Here is a 26,982-nt window from a genome sequence, read left to right on the forward strand (position 1 = left end):
CCGGAGGAATACGCCCCCCGGAAGCGCTCGTTCCGCACCATCCGATCGGCATATGCCAGCGGCAGTTCGGGGCCGGTCACAGCCCGTCCGACCTGCGGCGATCCCACCTCGGAAGGCAATCGCCCGGCGTCCCCCGCAAGGCAGCCTTAAGGCTGCCTTAAGGACCGCATAATCCAGCCCTTCGGGGGACACCGGGTAAGACACCGAGTCAACTGCAAGTGGATCAGCCGAACTTGACGGGTGATTTTCCGCGCAGCCGGGCGCCTCCCCTCAGAGGAACTTCGCCTTGCCCGGCCCCTCCTCGACGAAGCTGCGCATGCCGCGCTCACGGTCCTCCGTCGCGAACAGACCGGCGAACCAGTTCCGTTCCACCGCGAGTCCGGTCTCCAGGTCCGTCTCCAGGCCGGTGTCGATCGACTCCTTGGCCGCGCGCAGCGCGATCGCGGGTCCCTGCGCCAGCTTCGCGGCCCAGGTGTGCGCCTCGGTGTACACCTCGGCGGCGGGGACGATCCGGTCCACCAGCCCGAGCGAGAGCGCCTCGTCGGCCTTCACCATCCGGCCCGTGAAGATGAGGTCCTTCGCCTTGGAGGGTCCGATCAGCCGGGAGAGGCGCTGGGTGCCGCCGGCGCCCGGGATCAGACCGAGCAGGATCTCCGGCTGCCCGAGCTTGGCGTCGTCCGCCGCGATGCGGAAGTCCGCGCAGAGCGCCAACTCGCAGCCGCCGCCGAGCGCGTACCCGGTGACCGCCGCGACGACGGGCTTGGGGATGCGGGCCACGGCGCTGAAGGAGTCCTGCAGGGCCCGGGACCTGACGATCATCGTCGCGTGGTCCATGGCCTGCATCTCCTTGATGTCCGCGCCCGCCGCGAACACCTTCTCCCCGCCGTGGATGACCACCGCGCGTACGTCCGTACGCCGTGTGACCTCCTCGGCGAGTTCCTTGAGACGGTCCTGCGTGGCGATGTCCAGCGCGTTCATGGGAGGGCGGTCCAGGCGGATCGTGCCGACGCCTTCGGCCACTTCGAGATGCACAGTCATGCAGGCAGGTTAACGCGCGCTAACGACAACGGGCCCGGTGTGCTGGGTCACAGCGCACCAGGCCCGTGCCGAGGACGGGAGGGACGGTCAGGCGGTCCACTTCTCCCAGGACATGTTCCAGCCGTTGAGGCCGTTGTCCGGGGCGACCGTACGGTCGTTGGAGCGCTTGACGACCACCACGTCACCGGTGATCGAGTGGTCGAAGAACCAGGCGGCGGGAGCGCTGCGGTCGCCGCCCCCGCGTACGTCGCGCAGGCCCACGCAGCCGTGGCTGGCGTTGTAGTTGCCGAAGGCGTCGCCGCCCCAGTAGTTGCCGTGGATGAAGGTGCCGGAGTCGGTCAGCCGCTGGGCGTCCGGCACGTCCTTGATGTCGTACTCGCCGCCGTAACCGACCGTCTCGCCGTTCATGCGGGTCACCCGGAGCTGCTCGCTGATCACCATCTGGCCGTTCCAGGTGTCGTAGCCCGGCTTGCCCGTGGTGATCGGGATGGTCTTGATGACCTTGCCGTCGCGCTTGACGACCATCTTGTGGGTCTTCGCGTCGACGGTGGAGACCTGGCTGCGGCCGATGGTGAACGCCACCGTCTTGGCCTGCTTGCCGTAGACACCGGGCCGGCCCTCGACACCGTCCAGGTTGAGCGTGACGGTGACCTTCGTGCCGGCCTTCCAGTACTGCTCGGGACGGAAGTCGAGACGGTCGTTGCCGAACCAGTGACCCTGCACGTCCACGGCAGGCTCGGTCTTGACCGTGATCGCCTTCTCGACGTCCGCGGGGTGCGTGATGCCCCGTGTGAAACGGACCGAGAAGGGCATTCCGACGCCGACCGTGGAACCGTCCTCGGGCGTGAAGAGCCCGACGAAGGTGTTCTTCGGGGTCAGCGTGGTGAACGCGGACTCCTCGGCCGCCTCACGACCGTCGGTGTCCTTGGCCACCGCGTGGACCTTGTACTTGGTGGCGGCGGCGAGGTGGGTGGCGGGCGTCCAGGTGGTTCCCCCGCCGGTTATCGCCCCGCCCACCGCCTTGCCCTTGGTGTCCTCGACCTTCACCTCGGTCAGCTTGCCCTTGGCCGCGGTCACCTTGAGCGCACCGCTGGTGGCCACACCGGCGCTGCCGTCCTTCGGCGCGATGGTCACCACGGCCTGTGACGCCTTGGTGTCCGCCTTCCCGGCGCTGCCGGTGCTCTTGCCCTTGCCCTCGCCGGCGGAGTCCGAACTCCCTCCCCCGCCGCAGGCGGTCACGGCCAGCAGCAGCACACCCAGCAGCAGCGCCAGGACTCCCTTGCTCCCCCGGGTCCGCGCACCAACCGATGCCCCCGATATCGGTCGCCCGTTCACGTTCGTTCTCCCCTCGCACGGCCTGATCAGGCCCGCACCCCAGCGCGTCGTCCCCGCGCGTATCGCGCTAATTAATCACACGGTCACAAGCCATGGATCCCCGGGATTGTCACTGTTCAGTCCCAACTTCGGCCGTGTGGGGGCGGGCTGGGTTCCGGTCCGTCCCCCGCCCGCTCGCGCGCCGGTGCCCGCCGCGGCTACTTCACCGCGCCGCCCGCCTTCCACTGCGTCCAGCCCATGTTCCAGCCCCCGAGCCCGTTGTCGGGGGCGACCTTCTTGTCCTTGCTGTGCACGACCTCGACGACGTCGCCGATCAGACTGCGGTCGAAGAACCAGCCCGCGGGGGTGTCGGAGCCGCCGCCCTTCACGTCCCGCAGACCGACGCAGCCGTGGCTGACGTTGGTGGAGCCGAAGACGTCGCCCGACCAGTAGTTGCCGTGCAGGAAGGTCCCGGAGTCGGTGAGGCGCATCGCGTGCGGGACGTCGGGGATGTCGTACTCGCCGCCGAACCCGACCGTGCGGCTGTTCATCCGCGTCACCTCCAGCATCTCCATGACGACCATCTTCCCGTTGTAGGTCGTGGTCTCGGGGGAGCCCGCGGTGATCGGCACGGTGGTGAGGAGGTCGCCGTCGCGGCGGACCTCCATGGTGTGGTCGGCGGCGTCGACGAGCGAGACCTGGCTGCGGCCGACGGTGAAGGTGGTGGTCCTTGACTGGAGTCCGTACACGCCCGGCGCTCCCTCCACGTCGCGCAGTCGCAGGTCGACCGTCACCTCGGTCCCCGCCTTCCAGTACTTCTCGGGACGGAAGTCGAGACGGTTCTTGCCGAACCAGTGCGGGCGGATCTCGACGGCGGGGCTGGCCTCCACGTGGATCGCGCGCTCGACGGCGGCCCGGTCGCGGATCTCCCGGTTGAACTCCAGCGAGACGATCATGCCGGTGCCGACGGTGGACCGGTTCTCCGGCTTCGCGTAGCCGATGAAGCGCTCCTCCGGGACGTACGTGGTGAACGTCGTGTGCCGCGCCGTGCGCCGCCCGTGCCCGTCGAGGGCCACCACGTCCACGGTGTACTTGGCGCCCAGGGCGAGCCGCGGGGAGTCGGGCCGCCAGGCCAGGCCGTCGGCGGAGACGTGTCCGGGCACCGCGGACTCCTGCGCGTCCTGGTCCTTGACGACCTTCACGGAGTCCAGCCTGCCGTCCGCCACCCGTACCCGCAGCTCCTGCCCCGCTCGTACGTTCTTGCTGTTGTCGGCGGGGGACACCTGGATGACGTCCTCGGCGGCGGGGGGTTTGCCGAGCACCTCGTCCATCGTGCCCGAGGTGCAGCCGGCGGCTCCGGCCAGCAGTGCGGCCCAGGTCAGTGCGGCGGCCAGCGCGGCCCCCGCGCGCCGGGGGCCGAATGTCGTATGCCTCACGCGAACCTCGTGTCCTTCCGGCCGGGGGCAGGGGATCGCCCTCGGAAAGTGCGGTACAAGGGGCCCAACGACCGCGCACCTCCGGGGAAACGTGAGTGCGAGCCAAGCTCTGGGCAGAACAGTGGGGAGGACGACGCGACGAGGAGCCGCGGCCGGGACGCCGTGCGCTCCTCTTCGGGCCGCCCACCGAGCCGCGGGAGGCTGAACGGTGTCGAGCGCAGCCGAGCAGGAGGCAGTGCAGGAGGGGCGCGCGCCCGACGGCGAAGCGCGGGAAGGACGCGCGCCGGAGGGCGGTGTGCGGGAAGGGCACGCGCCCGAGAGCGGTGTGCGCGAGAAGCGCCTGCCCGACGGCGTGCTGCCCGCACCCCTGGTGAACGGGTCCCGGCGCCCGGCTCCCGCCGTGGCCGTGTGGCCCGGCGCGCCGACCCCGCTCGGGGCACGCTTCCGGGTCGGCCCCGACGGCGTCGCGGGCACCAACTTCGCGCTGTGGGCGGGCGGGGCCGAGGCCGTCGACCTCTGTCTCTTCGACGAACAGGACGGCGCGACGCACGAGACCCGGGTCCCGCTCACCGAGCTGACCCACGAGATCTGGCACGGCTTCGTCCCCGGCGTGCTGCCGGGCCGCCGCTACGGCTACCGCGTGCACGGCCGCTGGGACCCGTGGACCGGCGCCCGCTGGAACCCGGCGAAGCTGCTCCTTGACCCGTACGCCCGCGCCGTGGACGGCGACTTCAGCCTGCCGCCGGAGGTGTACGGGCATGTGCGCGACTGGCCGCAGCAGCACGTCGCGGACACCGTGCGGGACGACCGGGACTCGGCGCCGTACGTCCCCAAGGGGGTCGTCGTCCAGGACGACGACGACTGGTCGGACGACCACCGTCCCAAGACCCCGTGGGCGGACTCGGTCATCTACGAACTGCACGTGCGGGGGTTCACCCGTCTGCACCCGGGGATTCCGGAGGAGTTGCGCGGCACCTACGCCGGGCTGGCGCACCCGGCGGCGATCGAGCACCTGGTCGCGCTCGGCGTCACGGCCGTGGAGCTGCTGCCGGTGCACCAGTTCGCGCACGAGGACCATCTGCTGCGCCGGGGGCTGAAGAACTACTGGGGATACAACTCGATCGGCTACTTCGCCCCGCACGCGGGGTACGCCGCCGCCGGGACGACGGGCGGACAGGTCGGCGAGTTCAAGCGGATGGTGCGGGCGCTGCACGCCGCCGGCATCGAGGTGATCCTCGACGTGGTCTACAACCACACCGCCGAGGCGGGCGAGCTGGGGCCGATGCTGTCGCTGCGCGGTATCGACAACCGGGGGTACTACCGGCTTCAGTCGGACGCCCGGCGGTACGCGGACTACACCGGGTGCGGGAACACGCTGCACGTGGTGCAGCCCCATGTGCTGCGGCTGATCACGGACTCTCTGCGGTACTGGGTGACGGAGATGGGGGTGGACGGCTTCCGTTTCGATCTGGCGGCGGCACTGGCCCGTTCCATGCACGACGTGGACATGCTGTCGCCGTTCCTGGCCGTCATCGCGCAGGACCCGGTGCTGCGGCGGGTGAAGCTGATCGCGGAGCCGTGGGACGTGGGATCCGGCGGCTACCAGGTGGGGGCCTTCCCGCCGCTGTGGACGGAGTGGAACGACCGGTACCGCAACGCGGTGCGGGACTTCTGGCGGGGGGCGCTGCCCGACGTACGGGATCTGGGGTACCGGCTGTCGGGGTCGAGCGACCTGTACGCGTGGGGCGGGCGGCGGCCGTACGCGTCCGTGAACTTCGTGACCGCGCACGACGGTTTCACCCTGCGGGACCTGGTCTCCTACGAGCGCAAGCACAACGAGGCCAACGGGGAGGGGAACCGGGACGGCACGGACGACAACCGGGCCTGGAACTGCGGGGTGGAGGGGGAGACGGACGAGGAACGCGTACGGGCCCTGCGGCGGCGGCAGTTGCGGAACCTGCTCACCACGCTGCTGCTGTCCACCGGGGTGCCGATGCTGGTCGCCGGGGACGAGTTCGGGCGGACGCAGCGCGGCAGCAACAACGCGTACTGCCAGGACAACGAGATCAGTTGGGTCGACTGGAGCCTGCTGGAGGAGCCGGGCTGGCGGGCCCTGTTCGATCTGACCTCCCGGCTGATCGCGCTGCGGCACCGGCATCCGGTGCTGCGGCGGCGGGCGTTCTTCTCGGGCCGGGCGCACTCCGTGGACGGGCTGCGGGACCTGGCGTGGTTCACCGCGCGCGGGGCGGAGATGACGGAGCGGGACTGGTACGCGCCCGCCGGAACGCTGGGCATGTACCTGTCGGGGCGGGACATACCCGGGCGGGACGCGCGGGGAGCGCCGGTGGTGGACGACAGCTTCCTCGCGGTGCTGCACGCCGGTGACCGGCCGGCGGGCTTCGTGCTGCCGGGGCCGCCGTGGGCCCAGCGCTACGAGGTCGTGGTCGACACCTCGGCGGAGGAGCAGGGAGTGTCGCCGGAGGTGGTCCACCGGGCGGGGGTGACGATCACGGTGCCGGCCCGGTCGGTACTGCTGCTGCGGGTCGTGGCGTGACGCGGGCGGCGTGAGCGGGCCGGGCGCCCGCCGGCGACCGCGGGACGGCCGTCAGCCGAGAATTCCCCGTTCGTAGCCCACCGCCACCGCGGCAGCCCGGTCGTTGACGCCCAGCTTGGCGTACAGGTGGGTGAGGTGGGTCTTGACCGTGGCCTCGCTGATGAACAGGACGCGGGCGATCTCGCGGTTCGACGTGCCCTTGGCGACCAGGGCCAGCACCTCGCGCTCACGGGCCGAGAGGGAGTCCTGCGCGGTCGTGGGGGTGCGTACGGCCGAGACCAGCCGGGAGGCCACCGCCAGGGAGAGCACCGTGCGTCCCTCGGCCGCCGCGCGCACCGCGGTGAAGAGCTCGTCGCGCGGGGCGTCCTTGAGCAGATAGCCCGTCGCGCCCGCCTCGATCGCGGGCAGCGTGTCGGAGTCGGTGTCGTACGTGGTCAGCACGAGGACCCTGGCGCGGGCGCCGCGGCGGGTGAGCTCCGTGATGGCCGCGACGCCGTTGCCGCCCGGCATGCGCAGGTCCATCAGGACGACGTCCGGGTCGAGGGCCTGCGCCAGGGCGAGCGCCGCCACCCCGTCGGCCGCCTCACCGAGGACCGTGAACCCGGGCGCGGACTCGAACATGCCGCGCAGGCCGTCCCGTACGACGGGATGGTCGTCGACGATGAGAAGGGTGATCGCGTCATCGCTCATGGCGCACCAACGGTACGCGAGCCGACACCGCCGTACCCTGTCCGGGCTCCGACTCGACGGTGAGCGAGCCGGCGATGCGCTCGGCGCGGGCCCGCATGCCGTCGAGGCCGAAGCCGCCGCCGCCGGTCCGCTCGGGGACGGCGACCGGGTCGAAGCCACGGCCGTCGTCGCGTACGTCCAGGGTCACCTCGTCGCCCATGAAGGAGAGGGTGACGCCGAGGCGGGCCGCGCGGGCGTGGCGCGACGCGTTCGACAGGGCCTCCTGGGCGATGCGCAGCAGGGTCGCCGACACCTCGTCGTGCAGGTGCTCGGCCGTGCCGGTGAGCGTGAACTCCGAGCGGACGCCGGTGCGACGGCCCCATTCCGTGACCGTCTTGTCCAGCGCCTCCGGGAGTCCGTCGTGCTCCAGGGCGACCGGGGCGAGGTTGTGCACGGAGCGGCGGGCCTCGCCGAGGCTCTGCCGGGCCAGGTCCGAGGCGCGCCCCAGGTGTTCGCGTGCCGTCCCGGGGTCGGGGGTGTTCGCGACGACCTGCAGCTGCGCGATGATCCCGGTCAGGCCCTGGGCGATGGTGTCGTGGATCTCGGCCGCCAGCCTGCGCCGTTCGTCGGCGACGCCCGCCTCCCGTGCCTGCACGAGGAGTTGGGCGTGCAGGGCGGCGTTCTCGTCGAGGGCCCGCTGCAACGCGGTGTTGGTGCGTTCGAGTTCGGTGATGGTGACGGCGCGGTCCCGCGAGCGCTTCTCCTCCTGCTGGGCGATCCGGGTGCCCATCATCAGCAGCGCGTTGTTGGCGACCAGGAGTCCGGCGAACACCGCCCACTGGGTGACGCCGCGGATCGGCATGCCGCCGGACTGCGAGCCCGCCACCATGATGGAGGTGGCGAACAGGCCGAGCCACTGCCGACGCGTTCCGGGGAGCACCTCGTCGGCGTCGAAGTACCCGGCGACGGCGTAGAAGGCGAAGAACGGGTTCAGCCAGGTGAGGGCGAAGGCGATCGCCCAGCGCAGGACGTAGTAGACGGTCCCGCGGCTGGACGGCGTGCGGCGGCCCCGCCGGGGGCCGTGCCACACCTGGAGCGCCAGCGCGGCGGCGACCAGCGCCCCTGCCGCGCACCACGGGCCCGCTCCCCCGGTCAGGTCGCTGGTCGTGACCGCGAGGAGGGTGCCCACGACGAGCAGCCCGTAGGGACCCCAGGTGTGGAACTGGTCCTGCCATCGTTCGATCTGCCGGTCCGCGGCGTCCATGTCCCCAGTCTGCACGGCCCCTCCCCTACTCCCAGCGGAACCAGCGCGCGGCGGCGCCCGACAGCAGCACGGTCCATGCCACGAGGACGCCGAGGTGGGACCAGCCCGGCCAGTCGCCCGCCGCCGCCTGGCCCAGCGCCCGAGCCGCGGCGCCGAACGGTGTGGCCTCGACGATCCGGGCGAGCGTGTGGGGCATGGACTGCACCGGCAGCCAGACCCCCGCGCAGAACATCATCGGGAAGAACACCGCGGAGCCCACGGCGTTCGCGATCTTCGAGGTGCCTGAGAACGCCGAGACGACGGCGCCGAGGGCGAGCGAGCTCGCGACGGCGAGCAGCAGGGCGACGGCGTAGCCGAGTTCCTGGCGCGGCAGGGTGACGTCGAAGGCCAGGCGGCCGACCGTGAGCGACAGCAGCGCGGAGAGCAGGGCCGCCACCGCGTGCAGGCCCATCTGTGCCGACAGGAGGGCGGCGGGGCGGACGGGGGTGGTCGACATCCGCCGCAGGACACCGCGTTCGCGATAGCCGGTGATCACCGGCGGCATGGCCTGCGCCCCCGCCATGAGCATCGCGATCAGCACGGTCACCGGGACGTACGCGTCGATCAGCCGGATGCCGCCCAGCGCGTCGTCCGCCGTCCGGAAGGAGGGGACCGAGCCGAGGATGACCAGGAGCAGGGTGGGGAAGGCCATCACCCAGAAGAGGGAGCCCGGTTCACGCCGGAAGAGGCGGGCCTCGGCCCGCAGCACCGCCACGGCCGTCGTACGCCTGGGGGCCGTCGCGTTCCCCGTGTTCGTCGCGTTCCCCGCGTTCGTCGTGTCCGTCGTGCCCGTCGTGCCCGTCGTGTCCGTCGTGCCCGTCACGCCCGTCATGTCCGTCGCGCTCATGATTCCGTTCCCGTCAGATCGAGGAAGGCGTCGTCCAACGTGGCGTCGGTGACGCGGAGTTGATGGGCGGTGATGTGGTGGCGGGCGAGCAGCGTGAGGACGGCGTCGACGGTCTCGTCGGTGCCGCCGAGCGTGATCCGGCCGTCCTGGTGCACGACGGAGGCGAGGTGGGGCAGTGCGGCGATCTCACGCTCGTCGAGCGGCGCCGAGGGGGTGAATCCGATGACGGTGGAACGCGTCGCGCGCCGGATCAGTCCGGCGGGGGTGTCGAGCGCGGCCACCCGCCCCCGGTCCACGACCGCGATCCGGTCGCACAACCGCTCCGCCTCCTCCATGAAGTGCGTGACGAGCAGGACCGTGACACCACGGGCGCGGACGTCCTCGATGAGATCCCAGGTGTCGCGACGGGCCCGCGGGTCCAGCCCCGTGGTCAGCTCGTCGAGCACCACCACCCGCGGGTCGCCGACCAGCGCGAGCGCGATGAACAGGCGCTGCTTCTGGCCCCCGCTGAGTTTCCCGAACCGGGTACCGAGCCGCTCGGTCAGGCCGAGACGCTCGGCGAGCGGACGCCAGTCGGCGGGGCGCGGGTAGAAGGCAGCGTACAGCTCCAGTGCCTCGCGCACGGTGAGCTTGGCCTGCAGTTCACTCTCCTGGAGCTGGGCGCCCAGGACACGGCTGACGGCCTCGTGGTCGGCCACGGGGTCGAGCCCGGCGACCCGGACGCGCCCCGCGTCGGGGATCCGCAGGCCCTCGACGCACTCGACGGTGGTGGTCTTGCCGGCGCCGTTGGGGCCGAGGATCCCGAAGATCTCGCCCTCCTCGACGGCGAAGGAGACACCGTCGACGACGGGCCGGCCGCCGTAGGACTTGCGCAGTGCGCTGACTTCGATGACTGACATGCTCCGAGCATCCCGGCGGGACCGGGGCCGCCGCATCGTCCATCGCGCTCGAAGAGGCATCAACCGATCGGTCGATGCGGCACTACGACCCCGTGCGCCCCGTGGAACGATTCAGGTCCGGCCAAAACTCGGTGGGCACTGTCAGTGCCGGTCCGTAGGCTCGCTTCTGATGTCCACTTCAGATGCAGTGACCACGGACCGTGCCGGGACCAGGGACCATTCGACCGTCGGCAGCCTGCTGCGCCTGTGGCCGTACGTACGGCCGGTGCGGGGGCGGCTGTTCGGCGCGGCCGTCGTCGCGGTCGTGGCGTCCTGTACCGGGCTGGTGATCCCGCTCGTCCTGAAGTGGATGGTGGACGGTCCCGTGACCGACCACGACCCGGCGGGCATCTGGCTCGGCGCGCTGTACCTGCTGCTGCTCGGGATCGCCGAGGCCGTCCTGTTCGGGCTGCGACGGTGGCTGGTGGCGCGGCCGCTGGCGGGGGTCGAGGCGGACATGCGGGCGGATCTGTACCGGCATCTGCAGCGCCTCCCGGTCGCCTTCCACGACCGCTGGGCCTCCGGCCAGCTGCTGTCCCGGGGCACCACCGATCTGATGCTGCTGCGTCAGTTCCTCGCCTTCCCCCTGACGTTCCTGCTGGTCAACGGCGTGACGATCCTCATCGGCGTCCTCATCATGCTCGACCAGGAGTGGACACTGGGGCTGGTGCTGCTCGCTCCCGCGCTGCCCGTCATGGTCGTCTGCTGGATCTTCGAGCGCCGCTACTCCCAGGTGGCGCGACGGGCCCAGGACCAGGTGGGCGACCTGACGACGGTCGTCGAGGAGAGCGTGCTCGGCATCCGCATCATCAAGGGCTTCGGTCGTCATCGCAGCCAGGCCCACGCCTTCCGTGAGCTGTCCCGCACCCTGCGTGGCACGGAGCTGGCCAAGGCCCGGCTGCTGGCCTGCATCTGGGCGGTCATCGTCACCCTGCCCGAACTCGCCATCGGTGCCGCCCTCGTCCTCGGTACCACACAGGTCGCCGACGCCCGTCTCTCCGCGGGCACGCTGGTGGCCTTCCTCTCCACGGCCCTCGCACTGCGCTGGCCCGTCGACTCCATCGGCTTCCTCATCGCGATGAGCCAGGAGGCTGCGACGGCCACGGAGCGTTACTTCGAGGTGATGGACGCGGAGCCGGAGTCCTCGGAGATCTCCATGCCCGCCGACGCGGTCGCCGGTGCGGACGCCGACGCGGTCGCCGGTGCGGACGCCGACGCGGACGCCGGTGCGGACGCCGACGCGGACGCCGGTGCGGACGCCGACGCGGACGCCGGTGCGGACGCCGACGTGAGCGCGGCCACGGGTGCGGGCGACGGCGGGCTCCGGTTCCACGGCGTCCGGTTCCGCTACCCGGACGCCCCCGCCGACGCGCCCCCCGTACTCGAACGCATCGACCTGCACATCCGGTCGGGCGAGTCCATGGCCCTGGTCGGCGCGACCGGTACCGGCAAGACCACCCTCACCGCCCTCGTCCCCCGCCTGCACGAGGTGACGTCGGGGCGGATCACGCTGGACGGCGAGGACATCACCGCGATGCCGCGCGAGGAGCTTCGCGCGCGGGTGGCGGTGGCCTTCGAGGAGCCCACCCTCTTCTCGACGAGCGTCGGGGAGAACGTACTGATGGGCGCGGGCGACACCGCCGGGGAGGCCGAGCTGGACCGGGCCCTGGCCGTCGCACAGGCCGACTTCGCGCACGCCCTCCCGCAGGGCACGGCGACACAGGTCGGCGAGCAGGGCCTGAGCCTGTCCGGCGGGCAGCGCCAGCGCCTCGCCCTCGCGAGAGCGGTGGTCGGCCGCCCCCGGTTCCTCGTCCTCGACGACCCCCTGTCGGCACTGGACGTCCACACCGAGGCCGCGGTGGAGGCGGCGCTGCGCCGCGTCCTGGCCGGCACGACCGCCCTGATCGTGGCGCACCGCCCGTCCACGGTGCTGCTCGCCGACCGCGTCGCGCTGCTCTCCGGTGGCCGCGTCGCCGCGGTCGGCACCCACCACGAACTGCTGCGTACGAACGCCGAGTACGCCCATCTGATGTCCGGCGACGAGGAGATCGAGTGATGACGGCGCCCACGACCACCGCGCCGGACCGGGAACCCGGCGGCGAGTCCCGCGGGGAGCCCGGCACGGAGTGCGGTTCGGGTACGGAGTGCGGTTCGGGTACGCAGTCCGGCCGGAGCGGCCGGGCGCGGAAGGCGGAGCGGCACCAGGACCCCTTCGACCAGGACACCCTGCCCACTCCCCCGGGCGCCACCGCCACCCTGCTGCGCTCGCTGCTCGCCCCCTTGCGGGCCCGTGTCGTGGTGACGACCGTCCTGCTCCTGTTCCAGCAGGCCGCCGTGCAGGCCGGACCGCTGCTCGTCGCGTACGCCATCGACCGGGCCGTACCGGCGCTGCGCCGGGGCGACCACGATCCGCTGATCGCGGTGGGCGTCGCGTACCTGGTGTGCGCGCTGGTCGCCGGCGGCCTCCAGTACGCCTTCATCGGCGCGTCCGCCCGTGTGAACCAGGACGTGCTGCTGGATCTGCGCGGCCGGATCTTCCGGCACGCGCAGGCACTCAGCGTCGACTTCCACGAGCGCTACACCTCGGGCCGGCTGATCTCCCGCTCCACGACGGACGTCGAGTCGCTGCGTGAACTGCTCAGCGAGGGCCTGCAGGAACTGATCACGGTCGTCCTGTCCTTCGTCTACATCTCGGCGATGCTGCTCTGGCTGGACCTGGGGCTCGGCGCGGTCGCGGTGGCCTCCTTCGTGCCGCTCCACCTCCTCGTGCGGGTCTACCGGCGCCGGGCGGGCCGTATCTACCGCCTCCGCTCGACCGCGATCGCCGCCGTCATCGTGAAGTTCGCGGAGACGATGAACGGCATCAGGCCGGTGCGGGCGTTCCGCCGCGAGAACGTCAACGACGCGGAGTTCCGGGTCCTGAACAAGCGCCACGAGCACACGAACGGCGACGCCCTGCTGGAGATGGCCCGCTATGTCGTCGGCTCGCGCCTGGTCGCCAACGCGGCCGTCGCGGCGATCGTGCTGTGGGGCGCCTACCGGGTGGCTTCGGGGTCACTGGCGCTGGGGGTGCTGGCCGCGGCGGTCCTGTATCTGCGCCGCCTCTACGACCCGATCGACCGGCTGGGCATGTTCCTCAACTCGTACCAGTCCGCGGCGGCCTCGCTGGAGAAGATCGCGGGTCTGCTGGCGCAGACGCCCTCCGTGCCGGAGCCCGCCGCTCCGCGGCAGCTGCCCGCCCTCGCCTCCGAACGGCCGGGCCGCGCGGTGGTCTTCGAGGACGTCCGCTTCGCGTACCGCACCGGCGGTGAGGTGCTGCCCGCCTTCTCGCTCACGCTCCCGGCGGGGCAGACGGTGGCCGTCGTCGGCTCGACGGGAGCGGGCAAGTCGACGCTCGCCAAGCTGCTGGCCCGCTTCTACGACCCCACGGACGGCCGGGTGCTGCTCGACGGCGTGGATCTGCGCGAGCTGTCCGTGCCGGAGCTGCGACGCGGGGTGGTGATGGTGACCCAGGAGGCATTCCTGTTCTCGGGCACGGTCGCCGAGAACATCGCCATCGGACGCTCCGACGCGAGCCGGGAGGAGATCGAGCGGGCCGCGAAGGCGATCGGCGCCCACGACTTCATCAGCGCGCTGCCCGAGGGCTACGACACGGACGTCCGCAAGCGGGGCGGCCGCATCTCCGCCGGGCAGCGGCAACTCGTGGCCTTCGCACGGGCGTTGCTCGCGGATCCGGCCGTCCTCATCCTCGACGAGGCGACCAGCTCACTGGACGTCCCCGGCGAGCGGGCCGTGCAGCGCGCCATGCTGACGGTCCTGCGCGGCCGGACGGCGGTGGTCATCGCGCACCGCCTGTCGACGGTGGAGATCGCCGACCGGGTGCTGGTGATGGAGCACGGGCGGATCGTCGAGGACGGCGCTCCGGCCGAACTCGTGGCGTCCACCGGCCGGTTCGCGGACCTGCACCGGGCGTGGCGGGACAGCCTCGTCTAGCGGACACGGCGGACGTGCGGGCCGGCGGGTCCGGGCCCCGGGATCCCTCGCCCGGAGTTCGCCCCCCGATTCCCGTACCCCGCCCGCTCGGCTACCGTCGTGAGCAGTGGCGCCCGGCCGCCCGATGCACCCTTCGCACCGACCCCGCGCGTTCCCGTGTGTCACGGAGGCCCGATGAAGGCGATCGCCCAGGACCGGTACGGCTCACCCGATGTGCTGGAGCTGAAGGAGTTCGACAGACCGGTGCCCGGCGCCGGTGAGGTGCTCGTGCGGGTGCGCGCGGTGTCCGTCAACGCCTACGACTGGCACCTCATGCGGGGCGACCCGTATCTGGCGCGGCTGTCCTTCGGTGTCCGCCGTCCGAGGACAGCGGTCCGCGGCCGGGACTTCGCCGGCCTGGTGGAGGCGGTCGGCGCGGACGTGAAGCGGCTGCGGCCCGGGGACGAGGTGTTCGGCGAGACCGACGGCGCCTTCGCGCAGTACGTGGCGGCGTCGCAGGACATGGTGGCCGTGAAACCGGCCGGGCTGAGCTTCGAGCAGGCCGCCGCGCTGCCGCTCGCGGGGAACACCGCGCTCATCGGCCTGCGCGACCTGGGCCGTGTGACGGCGGGGCAGCGGGTCCTGGTCAACGGCGCGTCGGGCGGGGTCGGGACCTTCGCCGTGCAGATCGCCAAGGCGTACGGCGCGGAGGTGACCGCCGTCTGCAGCACGCGCAACGTGGACCTGGTCCGCTCGCTCGGCGCCGACCACGTCATCGACTACACCCGGGACGACTTCACCCGTGCGGGGACGCGCCACGACGTCGTGTTCGACCTGGTCGCCAACCGCTCGCTGACGGACCTGCGGCGCGCGCTCACGCCCACGGGAACGCTCCTGCTGTCCGGCGGGGGCGTGTCCGGGGGCGGCAGCCTCCTCGGACCGATGCGTCTGATCCTCAAGGGGCGCGCGGTGTCACGCTTCGTCGGCCAGCGGCTGCTCACGTTCTTCGCGGCGCCGAGCGGGGCGAACCTGTCCGTGCTGCGGGAGTTCGTCGAGTCCGGGAAGGTCACCCCGGTCGTCGACCGGATGTACGGGGCGCTCGACGAGGTACCCGAGGCCATCCGGTACGTGGAGGGGGAACACGCCCGCGCGAAGGTCGTCGTCACCGTGTGACGGGGCCACGGCGCCGCGGCGGCACGGACGGCACGGACCGGCATCCCGCTGGGCGGCCGACCACGGCGCCGGGGGCGCGGCTTCACGGTCGCGGCTCACGGCTCACGGCTCACGGCTCACGAACGAGCCAATTCCGCTCAGGACGGGATCGTTCGTCACGTTCGTCACGGCGTCGTACACGATCTTGCCGGCCACCCCGTCGGTGCGGTCGGATCCGGTCCGGGTGCACAGAGATGCACGGGTTCGTATACCGAACATGACCAACCGGAGAACGAAATGATTCCGGCCAAGTTCTTGATGCGCTCCTGACAGGAGACGAGATCTCCTGCCACTCTTCCCACGGTCGCTCCACAGCAACCTCACAGCACCTCCGCCGTGCCGCGACCGAAGACCTTCGTGCAACTGGTTCCGCGTTCCGACCTGTTCTGCCCGGACGGCTACCCACCGCCCGGATCCCCACTGGCCGCGCGAGCCGTGGCCACGCAGAAGGAGTCAGTGTTGAGCAGCATGTCCTCGCACAGACGCACCTCCCACACCGCCCGTCGTCGTGTCGCCGCCGTCGCCCTCGTCGGCGTCTCCGCCCTGCTGGCCGCCGCGGTCCAGTCGGGCGCCGCGAGCGCCGCCCCCCAGAAGCCGATCCCCGGCAAGGTCGACCCGGGCGCCGTCGCCCTGAGGCTCACCCCCTCGCAGCGCGCCGAGCTGATACGCGACGCCGACACCGCCAAGGCGGCCACCGCCAAGGACCTCGGTCTCGGCGCCAAGGAGTCACTGGTCGCCCGTGACGTCATCAAGGACGCGGACGGCACGGTCCACACGCGCTACGAGCGCACCTACGCGGGACTCCCGGTACTCGGTGGCGACCTGGTCGTCGACACCGCCAAGTCCGGCCGGACGGAGCGGGTCGTCAAGGCGACCGGGGCCACGATCAAGGTCGCCTCGCTCACGCCCTCGGTCGCGGCCGGCACCGCGGAGCGGCAGGCCCTCTCCGCCGCCAAGGCCGACGGGTCGAAGAAGACCGACGCCGACCGCGCGCCCCGCAAGGTGATCTGGGCGGCGAACGGCAAGCCGACCCTCGCCTACGAGACGGTCGTCGGCGGCTTCCAGGACGACGGCACCCCGAACCAGCTGCACGTCATCACCGACGCGGCCACCGGCAAGAAGCTCTACGAGTACCAGGGCATCGAGACCGGTGTCGGCAACACGCAGTACAGCGGCCAGGTGAGCCTGACGACGACGCAGTCGGGCTCCAACTACACGCTGACCGACGGCGCCCGCGGCGGCCACAAGACGTACAACCTGAACCGGGGGACGTCCGGCACCGGCACGCTCTTCTCGCAGACCAGCGACACCTGGGGCAACGGCACCACCTCCAACGCCGCGACGGCCGGCGCCGACGCGCACTACGGCGCCGCGGAGACCTGGGACTTCTACAAGAACACGTTCAACCGCAGCGGCATCAAGAACAACGGGGTCGGCGCCTACTCCCGCGTCCATTACGGCAACGCGTACGTCAACGCGTTCTGGGACGACAGCTGCTTCTGCATGACCTACGGCGACGGTTCCGGCAACGCGGACCCGCTCACCGCGCTGGACGTGGCCGGCCACGAGATGAGCCACGGTGTCACCTCCAACACCGCCGGCCTCAACTACACCGGCGAGTCCGGCGGCCTGAACGAGGCGACCTCCGACATCTTCGGAACCGGCGTCGAGTTCTACGCGGCGAACGCCTCCGACCCCGGTGACTACCTCATCGGCGAGAAGATCGACATCAACGGCGACGGCACCCCGCTGCGCTACATGGACAAGCCCAGCAAGGACGGCGGCTCGGCGGACAACTGGTCCTCCAGTGTCGGCGGCCTGGACGTCCACTACTCCTCGGGCGTCGCCAACCACTTCTTCTACCTGCTGTCCGAGGGCAGCGGCGCCAAGGTCATCAACGGCGTCAGCTACAACTCGCCGACCGGCGACGGCCTCCCCGTCACCGGCATCGGCCGCGACAAGGCCCTGCAGATCTGGTACCGGGCGCTCACCACCAAGTTCACCTCGACCACCAACTACGCGGCGGCCCGCACCGGCACGCTCGCGGCGGCGGGTGAGCTCTACGGCACCACCAGCGCCGAGTACACGGCGGTCCAGAACGCCTGGGCGGCCGTGAAGGTCGGCTCGCGTCCGGGCGGTGGCGGCGGCACGGGTACGTCGTTCGAGAACACGGCCGATGTATCAATTCCGGACAACGGAGCGGCGGTCACGTCCTCGGTCGCCGTCACCGGCCGCACCGGCAACGCCCCGTCGAACCTTCTGGTCGACGTGAACATCGTGCACACCTGGCGCGGCGACCTGGTCATCGATCTGGTGGCCCCGGACGGCTCGACGTACCGGCTGAAGAACTTCAGCTCGTCGGACTCGGCGGACAACGTCCAGGAGACCTACACGGTCAACGCCTCCTCCGAAGTCGCCAACGGCACCTGGAAGTTGAAGGTCCAGGACCAAGCGGCACAGGACACCGGCTACATCAACAGCTGGAAGCTGACCTTCCCGTAGACCGCGGGTCGACGCGCGCCCGGGACGGGGCGCCGCCCCGGTGGTTCAACTCCCCGGGGCGGCGCCCACTTTTGCGTCGCCCGGAGTTTGCGTTGCCCTGTCCTTTACCCGTGATCGGGTCCGTATTACGTACAGCGATCTTCATCCAACGGACGCTTTTCGGCCAACATGCGCTTGCACTCCTGACATGTACGCGCCCTAGATGCCACTCTTCCACCGCACGGCTCACCCGCACCGCAACTTCACATCGTCCGGACGACCACCCCACGGCGCCCGGACGCCCCCACAGAAGGAGCTTGCGTGACTCCCCTCTACGCGCGTCACAAGCGCACCACTCTGGCCATCGCCACCGCTGTCGCCGCCGGAGCCCTGCTCACCACCGGTCTGACCACCGGTGCCTCCGCCCAGACCGAGCCCCTCGCCGCGGCCGGCGGCGCGAAGCTCCCCGGCGCCACGGCGCAGCTGTCCGCCGCCGCGCGCACCAGCCTCATCAAGCAGGCCGACGCGGCCGCACCCGAGACCGCCCAGCAGATAGGCCTCGGCGCCAAGGAGAAGCTGGTCGTCAGAGACGTCGTCAAGGACGTGGACGGCACGGTGCACACCCGCTACGAGCGCACGTACAACGGCCTGCCGGTCCTCGGAGGCGACCTGGTCGTCCACGAGTCCAAGGCCGGCCGGACCGAGGGCGTCACCCGGGCCGTGAAGGCGGCCATCAAGGTCGCCTCGTTGAAGCCGCAGGTCACCACCGCGAAGGCCGAGAAGCAGGCGCTGACCGCCGCGAAGTCGGCCGGCTCCGCGCAGACCACGGCCGACCGTGCCCCCCGCAAGGTGATCTGGGCCGCCACCGGCAAGCCCACCCTCGCCTACGAGACCGTCGTCGGCGGCCTCCAGGACGACGGCACCCCGAACGAGCTGCACGTCATCACCGACGCCGCCACCGGCAAGAAGCTCTACGAGTACCAGGGCATCGAGACCGGCACCGGCAAGAGCCTCTACTCGGGCACGGTCACGCTCAGCACCACCAAGTCGGGTTCGACGTACAGCCTGACGGACGGCACGCGCGGCGGCCACAAGACGTACAACCTCAAGCACGGCACGTCGGGCACCGGCACGCTGTTCACCGACGCCGACGACGTGTGGGGCACCGGCACCGCCTCCAGCTCCACCACGGACCAGACGGCCGCCGCGGACGCCGCCTACGGGGCCCAGGAGACCTGGGACTTCTACAAGAACACCTTCAACCGCAGCGGCATCAAGAACAACGGCGTGGGCGCCTACTCGCGGGTCCACTACGGCAGTTCCTACGTCAACGCGTTCTGGGACGACAGCTGCTTCTGCATGACGTACGGCGACGGCTCCGGGAACACCCACCCGCTGACCTCGCTGGACGTGGCCGGCCACGAGATGAGCCACGGTGTCACCTCCAACACCGCCGGCCTCAACTACACCGGCGAGTCCGGCGGCCTGAACGAGGCGACCTCCGACATCTTCGGAACCGGCGTCGAGTTCTACGCGGCGAACGCCTCCGACCCCGGTGACTACCTCATCGGCGAGAAGATCAACATCAACGGCGACGGCACCCCGCTGCGCTACATGGACAAGCCCAGCAAGGACGGCGGCTCGGCGGACAACTGGTCCTCCACGGTCGGCAACAAGGACGTGCACTACTCGTCCGGCGTCGCGAACCACTTCTTCTACCTCCTCGCGGAGGGCAGCGGCGCGAAGACCATCAACGGCGTCTCGTACAACTCGCCGACGTCCAACGGCTCCACGGTCACCGGCATCGGCCGCGCCAAGGCCCTGCAGATCTGGTACAAGGCGCTGACGACGTACATGACCTCGACGACGAACTACAAGGCCGCCCGCACCGCGACGCTCTCCGCGGCGTCCGCGCTGTACGGATCCGGCAGCACGGAGTACACGACGGTGGCGGCGGCCTGGGCCGCGGTCAACGTGAACCAGTGACCCGCTAGGCACCAGGGCGGTACCCGGGGAGCGGTCGGCTCCGGGTACCGCCCTACGCTGTCCCCATGGTCTCCCCGGACACTCCCTTCACCTACGAGGACGTGGGCGCGACGCGCGACGGCCGCTGCCCGCCGGGGTTCCGGCCCCTCCACCTCCGCACCCGCGTCGGCGAGGGCGAGCAGGTCTTCCGCGCCGCCTCCGAAGCCGTCATGACCTGGGCGATGCACCGGGCGATGGGCGTGGCCGTGTCCGCCACCGCCGACCGGGCGGCCCCCGGCACCGACGTCACCGTCGGCCTCGGCCCGATCAAGGCACCCTGCCGGGTGGTCTGGACGGTCGAGGAGTACCGCCGCACCGGCTTCGCGTACGGCACACTGCCGGGCCACCCCGAGTGCGGTGAGGAGTCCTTCGTGGTCGACCGCACCGGCGACGGCACGGTCTGGCTGACCGTGACCGCCTTCAGTCGCGCCGCCAAGTGGTACAGCCGCGCGGCCGGCCCGGCGGCCCGCGGCCTCCAGCACGCGTACGCGCGCCGTTGCGGTCTGGCCCTGCGCCGCCTGTGCGCGGGCCTCGACCCGGTCTGACGGCGGCGCGGGACACCGGGCCCCGGAGCGCCCGGACTCAGCGCATCAGGACCCCGGCCGCCTCCCCCACTCCCTCCGCGGGCACCGCCACGACCCCCACCTCGGCGCTCGACGCGAGCAGCCGGTGCGTGGGCAGGATGCGGACCGTGTAGCCGAAGGGTCCCGTGCGGTCGAGCGAGAGCGGGCCCTCGTACACCCACCGTCCCTCCGGGTCGGGGCCGCCCGCCGGCTTCAGCGGGACGCAGGTCGCGTCCGCGATGCGGTCCTGCGAGTCGACGCGCCCGGAGACGGCCTGCACCTCGACGTCGTCGGGGGCGAGGTCGGCCAGCGCGACCCGGACGCGCAGGTTGAGGGTGGTTCCGAGTTCGGCCGTGGTCGTGGCGGCGGATGCCTCCACGTGGTCGACCGTGACCCGGGGCCAGGCGGCCCGGACGCGGGACTTCCAGGACGCCAGCTCGCGGGCCGTGTCCGGGGAGAGCGCGCGGTGCGAGCGGGCCGCGGGGGTGTACAGCCGCTCGACGTACTCGCGCACCATCCGCCCCGCCAGGACCTTCGGGCCGAGATGGGTCAGCGTCTGGCGGACCATCTCGATCCAGCGGTCCGGCAGACCGCCCTGGCCCCGTTCGTAGAAGCGGGGGGCGACACGCTGCTCCAGCAGGTCGTACAGCGCCGCCGCCTCCAGGTCGTCGCGCCGGTCGTCGTCGGTCGCCGTGCCGTCCGCGGTCGGGATGGCCCAGCCGAAGTCCGGCCGGAACCACTCGTCCCACCAGCCGTCCAGCACCGAGAGGTTGAGGCAGCCGTTGAGCGCCGCCTTCATCCCGCTCGTCCCGCACGCCTCCAGCGGGCGCAGCGGGTTGTTGAGCCAGATGTCGCAGCCCGGGTAGAGCTTCTGCGCCATCGCCATGCCGTAGTCGGGCAGGAACACGATCCGGTGGCGTACCCGCGGGTCGTCCGCGAACCGGACCAGTTCCTGCACCAGGCGCTTGCCGCCGTCGTCCGCGGGGTGCGCCTTGCCCGCCACCACGATCTGGACCGGCCGCTCTCCGTGCAGCAGCAGGTCCATCAGCCGGTCCCGGTCCCGCAGCATCAGCGTCAGCCGTTTGTACGAGGGGACGCGGCGCGCGAAGCCGATGGTCAGCACGTCGGGGTCGAGCACCCCGTCGATCCAGCCGAGTTCGGCGCTCCCCGCGCCGCGCTGGCGCCAGGAGGCGTGCAGTCGCTCGCGCACCTCCACCACCAGTTGCTCCCGCAGTACCCGGCGCAGATCCCAGATCTCCTGGTCGGCGATGTCCGCCACCGCGTCCCAGCGGTCCGAGCCGCCGACCGTGAGCGCGTCCTCGGTGCGCTGCGCGCCGATCTGGCGGGCGCCGAGCCTGAAGACCTCCGGCGCCACCCAGGTCGGGGCGTGCACGCCGTTGGTCACCGAGGTGATCGGGACCTCGTCCGGGTCGAATCCCGGCCACAGACCGGAGAACATCTCCCGGCTGACATGTCCGTGCAGCAGGGAGACGCCGTTCGCGCGCTGTCCCAGCCTGAGACCCATCACCGCCATGTTGAAGAGGTTCGGCTCGCCACCCGGGTAGGTCTCCATGCCGAGGCCGAGGATCCGCTCGACGTCGATGCCCGGGAGTTCGGCGTCGGAACCGAAGTGGTGGGCGACCAGTTCACGGTCGAAGCGGTCGATCCCGGCCGGGACGGGGGTGTGGGTGGTGAAGACCGTTCCGGCCCGCACCGCCTCGAGCGATGCGTCGAAGTCGAGTCCGGTCGCGGCGAGTTCGGCGATCCGCTCCAGTCCGAGAAAGCCGGCGTGCCCCTCGTTGGTGTGGAACACCTCTGGCTGCGCGTGGCCGGTGAGGCGACAGTAGGTCCGTACCGCGCGCACCCCGCCTATGCCCAGCAGCATCTCCTGGAGCAGCCGGTGCTCGCTGCCGCCGCCGTACAGCCGGTCGGTGACCCCCCGCTCGCCGAGGTCGTTCTCCTCCACGTCGGAGTCGAGCATCAGCAGGGGCACCCGGCCGACCTGGGCCAGCCAGATCCGCGCCCGCAGGGCCCGTCCGCCGGGGAGCGCAAGCGCCACCTGGGCGGGAGTGCCGTCGATCTCGCGCAGCGGTACCAGCGGGAGTTCGTTCGGGTCGAGGAGCGGATAGTGCTCCTGCTGCCAGCCGTCCCGGGACAGGGTCTGCCGGAAGTAGCCGTGCCGGTACAGGAGTCCGACCCCGATCAGGGGTACGCCGAGGTCGCTGGCCGCCTTCAGGTGGTCGCCCGCGAGGATGCCGAGGCCCCCGGAGTACTGCGGGAGCGCGGCCGTGATGCCGAACTCGGGTGAGAAGTAGGCGATGGCTGCCGGGAGTTCGGACGACTGGGTCTGGTACCAGCGCTCGCCGGTCAGGTAGTCGCGCAGGTCGTCGGCGACCGCGGCGAGCCGGCGCAGGAAGCGGCGGTCCTCGGCGAGTTCCGCCAGCCGGCGGGGCGGCACGCTGCCCAGCAGACGTACGGGGTCGCCGTCCGAGACGGCCCAGCGCTCGGGGTCGACGGACTGGAAGAGGTCGCGGGTCTCGGCATGCCAGGACCAGCGCAGATTGCGCGCCAGGTCGCTCAGCGGGTGGAGAGCCTCGGGCAGTACGGGCCGGACGGTGAATCTGCGGATTGCCTTCACGAGTTCCACCTTCACGAAGGACGTAAGCGGCAGGACGTACGCGGCTGAGGGACGCACGTCCTTGTGCGCCCTTCGTCATCCACGACGTTAGCGGCGAGAGTGCCTCCGTAACTACGGCGCACGGGGGGAACTCCGGTGCGGAGGGCCGGGGGTGCCCGGCCCCGGACGTCCCCTTGACAAGGCCCCGGCCATCACGGTGGGTCGGCGCGAACTCTCCGTGATCTTCACCCGCACCCCACGACTGATATGGCCGATTCCGCACTCATGGGTGGCCTTGTGGCACTTCACACCGCACGAGAGGCTGCCAGATGGCGTGCGGCGGACCGCGGTCCGCACCGGTCCGCGCACGCCGAGTCGAGGAGGGGAAATCACGTCATGGCACGGACGAGACAGTGGCGTCCGCACGGGGCGGGGGGCCTGCTCGCGGTCGTGACGGCCGCGGTGCTCTCGGCCGTCACCCCGCCCGCGCACGCCGCATCGCAGGGCCGGCCCGTCGGCGTCGGCGCCCCCGGTTCCGTCGTCGGAAGCTACATCGTGACGCTCGAGGGGGGCATCCGGGCTCCGTCCCCCGAAGGAAAGGGCATCGCCCGGAAGTACGGGGCGAGAATCAGCCATACGTACGGCACCGCGCTCAACGGATACGCCGTACGGGCCGGTGAACGGCAGGCCCGCCGGCTCGCGGCCGACCCCCGGGTCGCCTCGGTCGTCCAGGACACCCGGGTGCGGCTCGACCGGGCCGAGAAGAACCCGCCGTCCTGGGGCCTGGACCGGATCGACCAGCCCGGTCTGCCGCTCGACAGGAGTTACGCGGCGCCCGCGCCGGCCGGCGCGGGCGTGACGGTGTACGTCATCGACACCGGCGTCCGGATCACGCACAGGGACTTCGGGGGGCGGGCCCGGTACGGCTGGGACTTCGTCGGGAACGACCGGACCGCGGGCGACGGCAACGGGCACGGCACCCATGTCGCGGCCACCGTCGCCGGGACGGCGTACGGCGTCGCCAAGAAGGCCCGGATCGTCTCCGTGCGGGTGCTCGGCGACGACGGCTCCGGCACCACCGCGCAGGTCATCGCGGGTATCGACTGGGTCACGCGGCACGCGCACCGGCCCGCGGTCGCCAATCTGAGCCTGGGCGGGAAGGCCAACGCCCAACTGGACGCGGCCGTGCGCAACTCCATCGCCTCCGGCGTGACCTACGCGGTCGCCGCGGGCAATGGCGGACAACCGGCCAATCTGTACTCCCCCGCCCGCGTCGCGCAGGCGCTCACCGTCGGCGCCGTCGACCGGACCGACACCCGGGCGGGATTCTCCGACTACGGCGCCTCGGTGGACCTCTTCGCACCCGGCGTGGCGATCACCTCCGCGTCGTACCGCGGCGACACCGCGAGCGCGACCCTCTCCGGTACGTCGATGGCGAGTCCGCACGTCGCGGGCGCGGCGGCGCTCTATCTGGCCGGCCACCGCCGGGCGACACCGGCCCAGGTGGCCAGGGCACTCGTACGGCGCGCGGTGTCCGGGAGGGTCGCGGGCGCGGGGGCGGGTTCGCCCGACAAACTACTGCGCGTCGGCGGCCCCTGAAGGCCCGTCGGGGGGCGGGAACCGGCCCCGTCCGCTCGGGATGCGGCCGGTCCTGCACGCAGACATACGCGTAAGGAGTTAACAAAGCGCCGGATTGCCCACCCGAATAGGGTGGGAAGGCTCCTGCGGTACAGCCCGCAGGCCCCACCTCCCCACACCCTCATCCGCCCACCCACGTTGACGCGGACAGGAGCGGTCATGCCCGCCACGCACCACACGTCGCCACCCCCGACGACCACCTCCGACACTTCCCCCCCACCCGCGGTCGACGCCGCTCCCGGCGCCCCGGAGAAACCCTCCGCCGACCCGCGCGGCGGCGTCGGACGCATCCCCGTCCTCGACGTACGTCCTCTCGTCCTCCAGGGCCGCCGCCCCGCGAAGGCGGTGGTCGGCGAAGCCTTCGAGATCTCCGCCACGGTCTTCCGCGAGGGCCACGACGCGGTCGCCGCGAACGTCGTCCTGACGGACCCGCGGGGCCGCACCGGCCCCTGGACCCCGATGCGCGAACTCGCCCCCGGCACCGACCGCTGGGGCGCCAGGGTCGCCGCGGACGGGACGGGCCGCTGGACGTACACCGTGGAGGCGTGGAGCGATCCGGTCTCCACCTGGCGCCACCACGCGGGGATCAAGATCCCGGCCGGCCTCGACACGGAACTGGTGCTGGAGGAGGGCGCACGGCTGTACGAACGGGCGGCCGCCGGTGTGCCCGCGGGCCGGGACGGAAAGGACGTCGTGCTCGCCGCCGTGGACGCGCTGCGCGACACCGGCCGGCCGGCCGCGGCCCGCCTCGCCGCCGCCCGTACCCCCGAGGTGGACCGGCTGCTGGCCCGCCACCCGCTGCGCGAACTCGTCACGTCCTCGGAGCCGTTGCCCCTGCTCGTGGAGCGCGAGCGGGCGCTGTTCGGCTCCTGGTACGAGTTCTTCCCGCGTTCGGAGAGCGGCCGGCTGGACCCGCCGGTGCACGGCACCTTCCGCACCGCCGCCGAACGCCTGCCCGCCATCGCGCGGATGGGCTTCGACGTCGTCTATCTGCCGCCGATCCATCCCATCGGCACCACGTACCGCAAGGGCCCCGACAACACCCTCTCGGCCGGTCCGGCCGACGTGGGCGTGCCGTGGGCGATCGGCTCACCGGAGGGCGGGCACGACGCGATCCACCCGGCTCTCGGCACCATCGACGACTTCGACGCGTTCGTGCGCCGGGCGGAGCGCGAGGGGCTGGAGATCGCCCTCGACTTCGCGCTCCAGTGCTCCCCCGACCACCCCTGGGTGGAGAAACATCCGGAGTGGTTCCACCACCGCGCCGACGGCACGATCGCGTACGCGGAGAACCCGCCGAAGAAGTACCAGGACATCTACCCGATCGCCTTCGACGCGGACATGCCGGGGCTGGTCCGGGAGACGCTGCGGGTGCTGCGGTACTGGATGGACCACGGTGTCCGGATCTTCCGCGTGGACAACCCGCACACCAAACCGGTGGTCTTCTGGGAGCAGGTCATCGCGGACGTCAACCGGACCGACCCGGACGTGATCTTCCTGGCCGAGGCGTTCACCCGGCCCGCGATGATGCGCACGCTCGGGGCGATCGGCTTCCAGCAGTCGTACACGTACTTCACCTGGCGCAACACCAAGCAGGAGCTCACCGACTATCTCACCGAGCTGTCGGGCGAGGCCGCCGCGTCCATGCGGCCCAACTTCTTCGTCAACACCCCCGACATCCTGCACGAGTTCCTCCAGCTCGGCGGGCGCCCGGCCTTCGAGCTGCGGGCGGTGCTCGCCGCGACGCTGTCACCGACCTGGGGTGTCTACAGCGGTTTCGAGCTGTGCGAGGGCACCCCGCTGCGGAAGGGGAGCGAAGAATACCTGAACTCCGAGAAGTACCAACTGCGTCCGCGTGACTGGGAGTCGGCGGAGCGTGACGGACATAGCATCGCGCCGTTGCTGGGTGCGCTCAACGCGATCAGACGGCGTAGCCCGGCCTTGCGGCAGCTGCGCGACCTGCACTTCCACCACACGGACAAGGAGGCGGTGATCGCCTACTCGAAGTCCGTCACGGACGCCCGCGGATCGAACACGGTTGTGATGGTGGTCAACCTCGACCCCCACCACACCCAGGAGGCCACGGTCTCGTTGGACATGCCGCAACTCGGCCTGGACTGGCACGAGTCCGTGCCGGTGCGCGACGAGCTCACCGGCGAGACCTACCACTGGGGCAGGGCCAACTATGTGCGTCTGGAGCCTGGGCACAGGCCCGCGCACATTCTCACCGTCCTGCGACCGTCCTCACCGCACATCGGAGGGTCACCCACCATATGATCATCAACGAGCCCGTACCGGACACCTTCGAGGACACTCCGGCGAAGGACCGCGACCCCGAATGGTTCAAACGCGCCGTCTTCTACGAGGTCCTGGTC

The 26,982-nt window shown here is 71.5% G+C and carries 17 protein-coding genes; 9 read left to right on the forward strand and 8 right to left on the reverse strand.

The window, feature by feature from the left end; genetic code table 11:
* Nucleotides 1-270: 270 nt before the first annotated feature.
* The 3 genes from ACFVTC_RS38970 to ACFVTC_RS38980 form a co-directional block, all read right to left on the reverse strand.
* Nucleotides 271-1,038, reverse strand: coding sequence for an enoyl-CoA hydratase/isomerase family protein (locus tag ACFVTC_RS38970; RefSeq protein ID WP_168530324.1), 768 nt, complete (start codon nt 1,036-1,038; stop codon nt 271-273).
* 87 nt (nt 1,039-1,125) lie between these two features.
* The gene (locus tag ACFVTC_RS38975; RefSeq protein ID WP_390133960.1) at nt 1,126-2,373 is read right to left on the reverse strand and encodes an Ig-like domain-containing protein; all 1,248 of its coding nucleotides are present in this window, start codon (nt 2,371-2,373) and stop codon (nt 1,126-1,128) included.
* A gap of 197 nt (nt 2,374-2,570) precedes the next feature.
* Nucleotides 2,571-3,788, reverse strand: a complete 1,218-nt coding sequence (locus ACFVTC_RS38980; protein WP_390133962.1) for an Ig-like domain-containing protein — start codon at nt 3,786-3,788, stop codon at nt 2,571-2,573.
* Nucleotides 3,789-3,996: 208 nt separating this feature from the next.
* Between ACFVTC_RS38980 and glgX the strand changes: the two genes are divergently transcribed.
* A complete protein-coding gene (gene glgX / locus ACFVTC_RS38985; RefSeq protein ID WP_390133964.1) occupies nt 3,997-6,342 on the forward strand; it encodes a glycogen debranching protein GlgX in 2,346 nt (781 codons plus the stop codon).
* Between the two features lie 51 nt (nt 6,343-6,393).
* On the opposite strand, the gene ACFVTC_RS38990 is transcribed toward glgX, so the two are convergent.
* The 4 genes from ACFVTC_RS38990 to ACFVTC_RS39005 are packed head-to-tail and all read right to left on the reverse strand — an operon-like array spanning nt 6,394 to nt 10,060.
* Entirely contained in the window at nt 6,394-7,032 is a 639-nt protein-coding gene (locus tag ACFVTC_RS38990; RefSeq protein WP_390133966.1) for a response regulator, read from the reverse strand.
* Nucleotides 7,022-8,275 (reverse strand): sensor histidine kinase, encoded by a 1,254-nt coding sequence (locus ACFVTC_RS38995; RefSeq protein ID WP_390133995.1) that lies wholly within the window; start codon nt 8,273-8,275, stop codon nt 7,022-7,024. Before ACFVTC_RS38995 ends, ACFVTC_RS38990 begins: the two co-directional genes overlap by 11 nt.
* A 25-nt stretch (nt 8,276-8,300) precedes the next feature.
* The gene (locus ACFVTC_RS39000; RefSeq protein WP_390133997.1) at nt 8,301-9,146 is read right to left on the reverse strand and encodes an ABC transporter permease; all 846 of its coding nucleotides are present in this window, start codon (nt 9,144-9,146) and stop codon (nt 8,301-8,303) included.
* Between the two features lie 11 nt (nt 9,147-9,157).
* Nucleotides 9,158-10,060 (reverse strand): ABC transporter ATP-binding protein, encoded by a 903-nt coding sequence (locus tag ACFVTC_RS39005; protein WP_390133968.1) that lies wholly within the window; start codon nt 10,058-10,060, stop codon nt 9,158-9,160.
* A 169-nt stretch (nt 10,061-10,229) separates the two neighbouring features.
* Here ACFVTC_RS39005 and ACFVTC_RS39010 point away from each other — a divergent pair, with 169 nt between their 5' ends.
* From ACFVTC_RS39010 to ACFVTC_RS39035, 6 genes are all read left to right on the forward strand, one after another.
* Nucleotides 10,230-12,155, forward strand: coding sequence for an ABC transporter ATP-binding protein (locus tag ACFVTC_RS39010; RefSeq protein WP_390133970.1), 1,926 nt, complete (start codon nt 10,230-10,232; stop codon nt 12,153-12,155).
* Nucleotides 12,155-14,092, forward strand: coding sequence for an ABC transporter ATP-binding protein (locus ACFVTC_RS39015; RefSeq protein ID WP_390133972.1), 1,938 nt, complete (start codon nt 12,155-12,157; stop codon nt 14,090-14,092). The genes ACFVTC_RS39010 and ACFVTC_RS39015 overlap by 1 nt, the downstream gene beginning before the upstream one ends.
* Before the next feature lie 174 nt (nt 14,093-14,266).
* Nucleotides 14,267-15,244 (forward strand): NAD(P)-dependent alcohol dehydrogenase, encoded by a 978-nt coding sequence (locus ACFVTC_RS39020; protein WP_390133974.1) that lies wholly within the window; start codon nt 14,267-14,269, stop codon nt 15,242-15,244.
* A gap of 498 nt (nt 15,245-15,742) precedes the next feature.
* The gene (locus ACFVTC_RS39025) at nt 15,743-17,785 is read left to right on the forward strand and encodes a M4 family metallopeptidase (RefSeq protein ID WP_390133976.1); all 2,043 of its coding nucleotides are present in this window, start codon (nt 15,743-15,745) and stop codon (nt 17,783-17,785) included.
* 300 nt (nt 17,786-18,085) lie between these two features.
* Nucleotides 18,086-19,750: a M4 family metallopeptidase gene (locus ACFVTC_RS39030; RefSeq protein WP_390133978.1), complete on the forward strand. Its 1,665-nt coding sequence runs from the start codon at nt 18,086-18,088 to the stop codon at nt 19,748-19,750.
* A 65-nt stretch (nt 19,751-19,815) separates the two neighbouring features.
* The gene (locus tag ACFVTC_RS39035; RefSeq protein ID WP_390133980.1) at nt 19,816-20,334 is read left to right on the forward strand and encodes a DUF1990 family protein; all 519 of its coding nucleotides are present in this window, start codon (nt 19,816-19,818) and stop codon (nt 20,332-20,334) included.
* A gap of 37 nt (nt 20,335-20,371) precedes the next feature.
* Here ACFVTC_RS39035 and ACFVTC_RS39040 read toward each other — a convergent pair whose 3' ends face one another.
* On the reverse strand, nt 20,372-22,990 hold the full coding sequence (locus tag ACFVTC_RS39040) for a glycosyltransferase family 1 protein (protein WP_390133982.1): 2,619 nt from the start codon (nt 22,988-22,990) through the stop codon (nt 20,372-20,374).
* A 375-nt stretch (nt 22,991-23,365) separates the two neighbouring features.
* Here ACFVTC_RS39040 and ACFVTC_RS39045 point away from each other — a divergent pair, with 375 nt between their 5' ends.
* Both ACFVTC_RS39045 and ACFVTC_RS39050 read left to right on the forward strand, forming a co-directional pair.
* Nucleotides 23,366-24,568, forward strand: a complete 1,203-nt coding sequence (locus tag ACFVTC_RS39045) for a S8 family peptidase (RefSeq protein WP_390133984.1) — start codon at nt 23,366-23,368, stop codon at nt 24,566-24,568.
* A gap of 198 nt (nt 24,569-24,766) precedes the next feature.
* Nucleotides 24,767-26,884, forward strand: a complete 2,118-nt coding sequence (locus tag ACFVTC_RS39050; protein ID WP_390133986.1) for an alpha-1,4-glucan--maltose-1-phosphate maltosyltransferase — start codon at nt 24,767-24,769, stop codon at nt 26,882-26,884.
* The last annotated feature ends 98 nt before the right edge of the window (nt 26,885-26,982 follow it).

This window comes from Streptomyces sp. NPDC057950 (genome assembly GCF_042887295.1).
In the GTDB taxonomy this organism is placed as follows: domain Bacteria; phylum Actinomycetota; class Actinomycetes; order Streptomycetales; family Streptomycetaceae; genus Streptomyces; species Streptomyces kaempferi.

Bases quoted from the DNA above. Each gene is read 5' to 3' on its own strand.
- ACFVTC_RS39000 (WP_390133997.1), bottom strand. From the start codon at position 9,146: ATGACGGGCGTGACGGGCACGACGGACACGACGGGCACGACGGGCACG.
- ACFVTC_RS38970 (WP_168530324.1), bottom strand. From the start codon at position 1,038: ATGACTGTGCATCTCGAAGTGGCCGAAGGCGTCGGCACGATCCGCCTG.
- ACFVTC_RS39005 (WP_390133968.1), bottom strand. From the start codon at position 10,060: ATGTCAGTCATCGAAGTCAGCGCACTGCGCAAGTCCTACGGCGGCCGG.
- ACFVTC_RS39010 (WP_390133970.1), top strand. From the start codon at position 10,230: ATGTCCACTTCAGATGCAGTGACCACGGACCGTGCCGGGACCAGGGAC.
- ACFVTC_RS38995 (WP_390133995.1), bottom strand. From the start codon at position 8,275: ATGGACGCCGCGGACCGGCAGATCGAACGATGGCAGGACCAGTTCCAC.
- ACFVTC_RS39050 (WP_390133986.1), top strand. From the start codon at position 24,767: ATGCCCGCCACGCACCACACGTCGCCACCCCCGACGACCACCTCCGAC.
- ACFVTC_RS39035 (WP_390133980.1), top strand. From the start codon at position 19,816: ATGGTCTCCCCGGACACTCCCTTCACCTACGAGGACGTGGGCGCGACG.
- ACFVTC_RS38990 (WP_390133966.1), bottom strand. From the start codon at position 7,032: ATGAGCGATGACGCGATCACCCTTCTCATCGTCGACGACCATCCCGTC.
- ACFVTC_RS39015 (WP_390133972.1), top strand. From the start codon at position 12,155: ATGACGGCGCCCACGACCACCGCGCCGGACCGGGAACCCGGCGGCGAG.
- ACFVTC_RS39020 (WP_390133974.1), top strand. From the start codon at position 14,267: ATGAAGGCGATCGCCCAGGACCGGTACGGCTCACCCGATGTGCTGGAG.
- ACFVTC_RS39045 (WP_390133984.1), top strand. From the start codon at position 23,366: ATGGCACGGACGAGACAGTGGCGTCCGCACGGGGCGGGGGGCCTGCTC.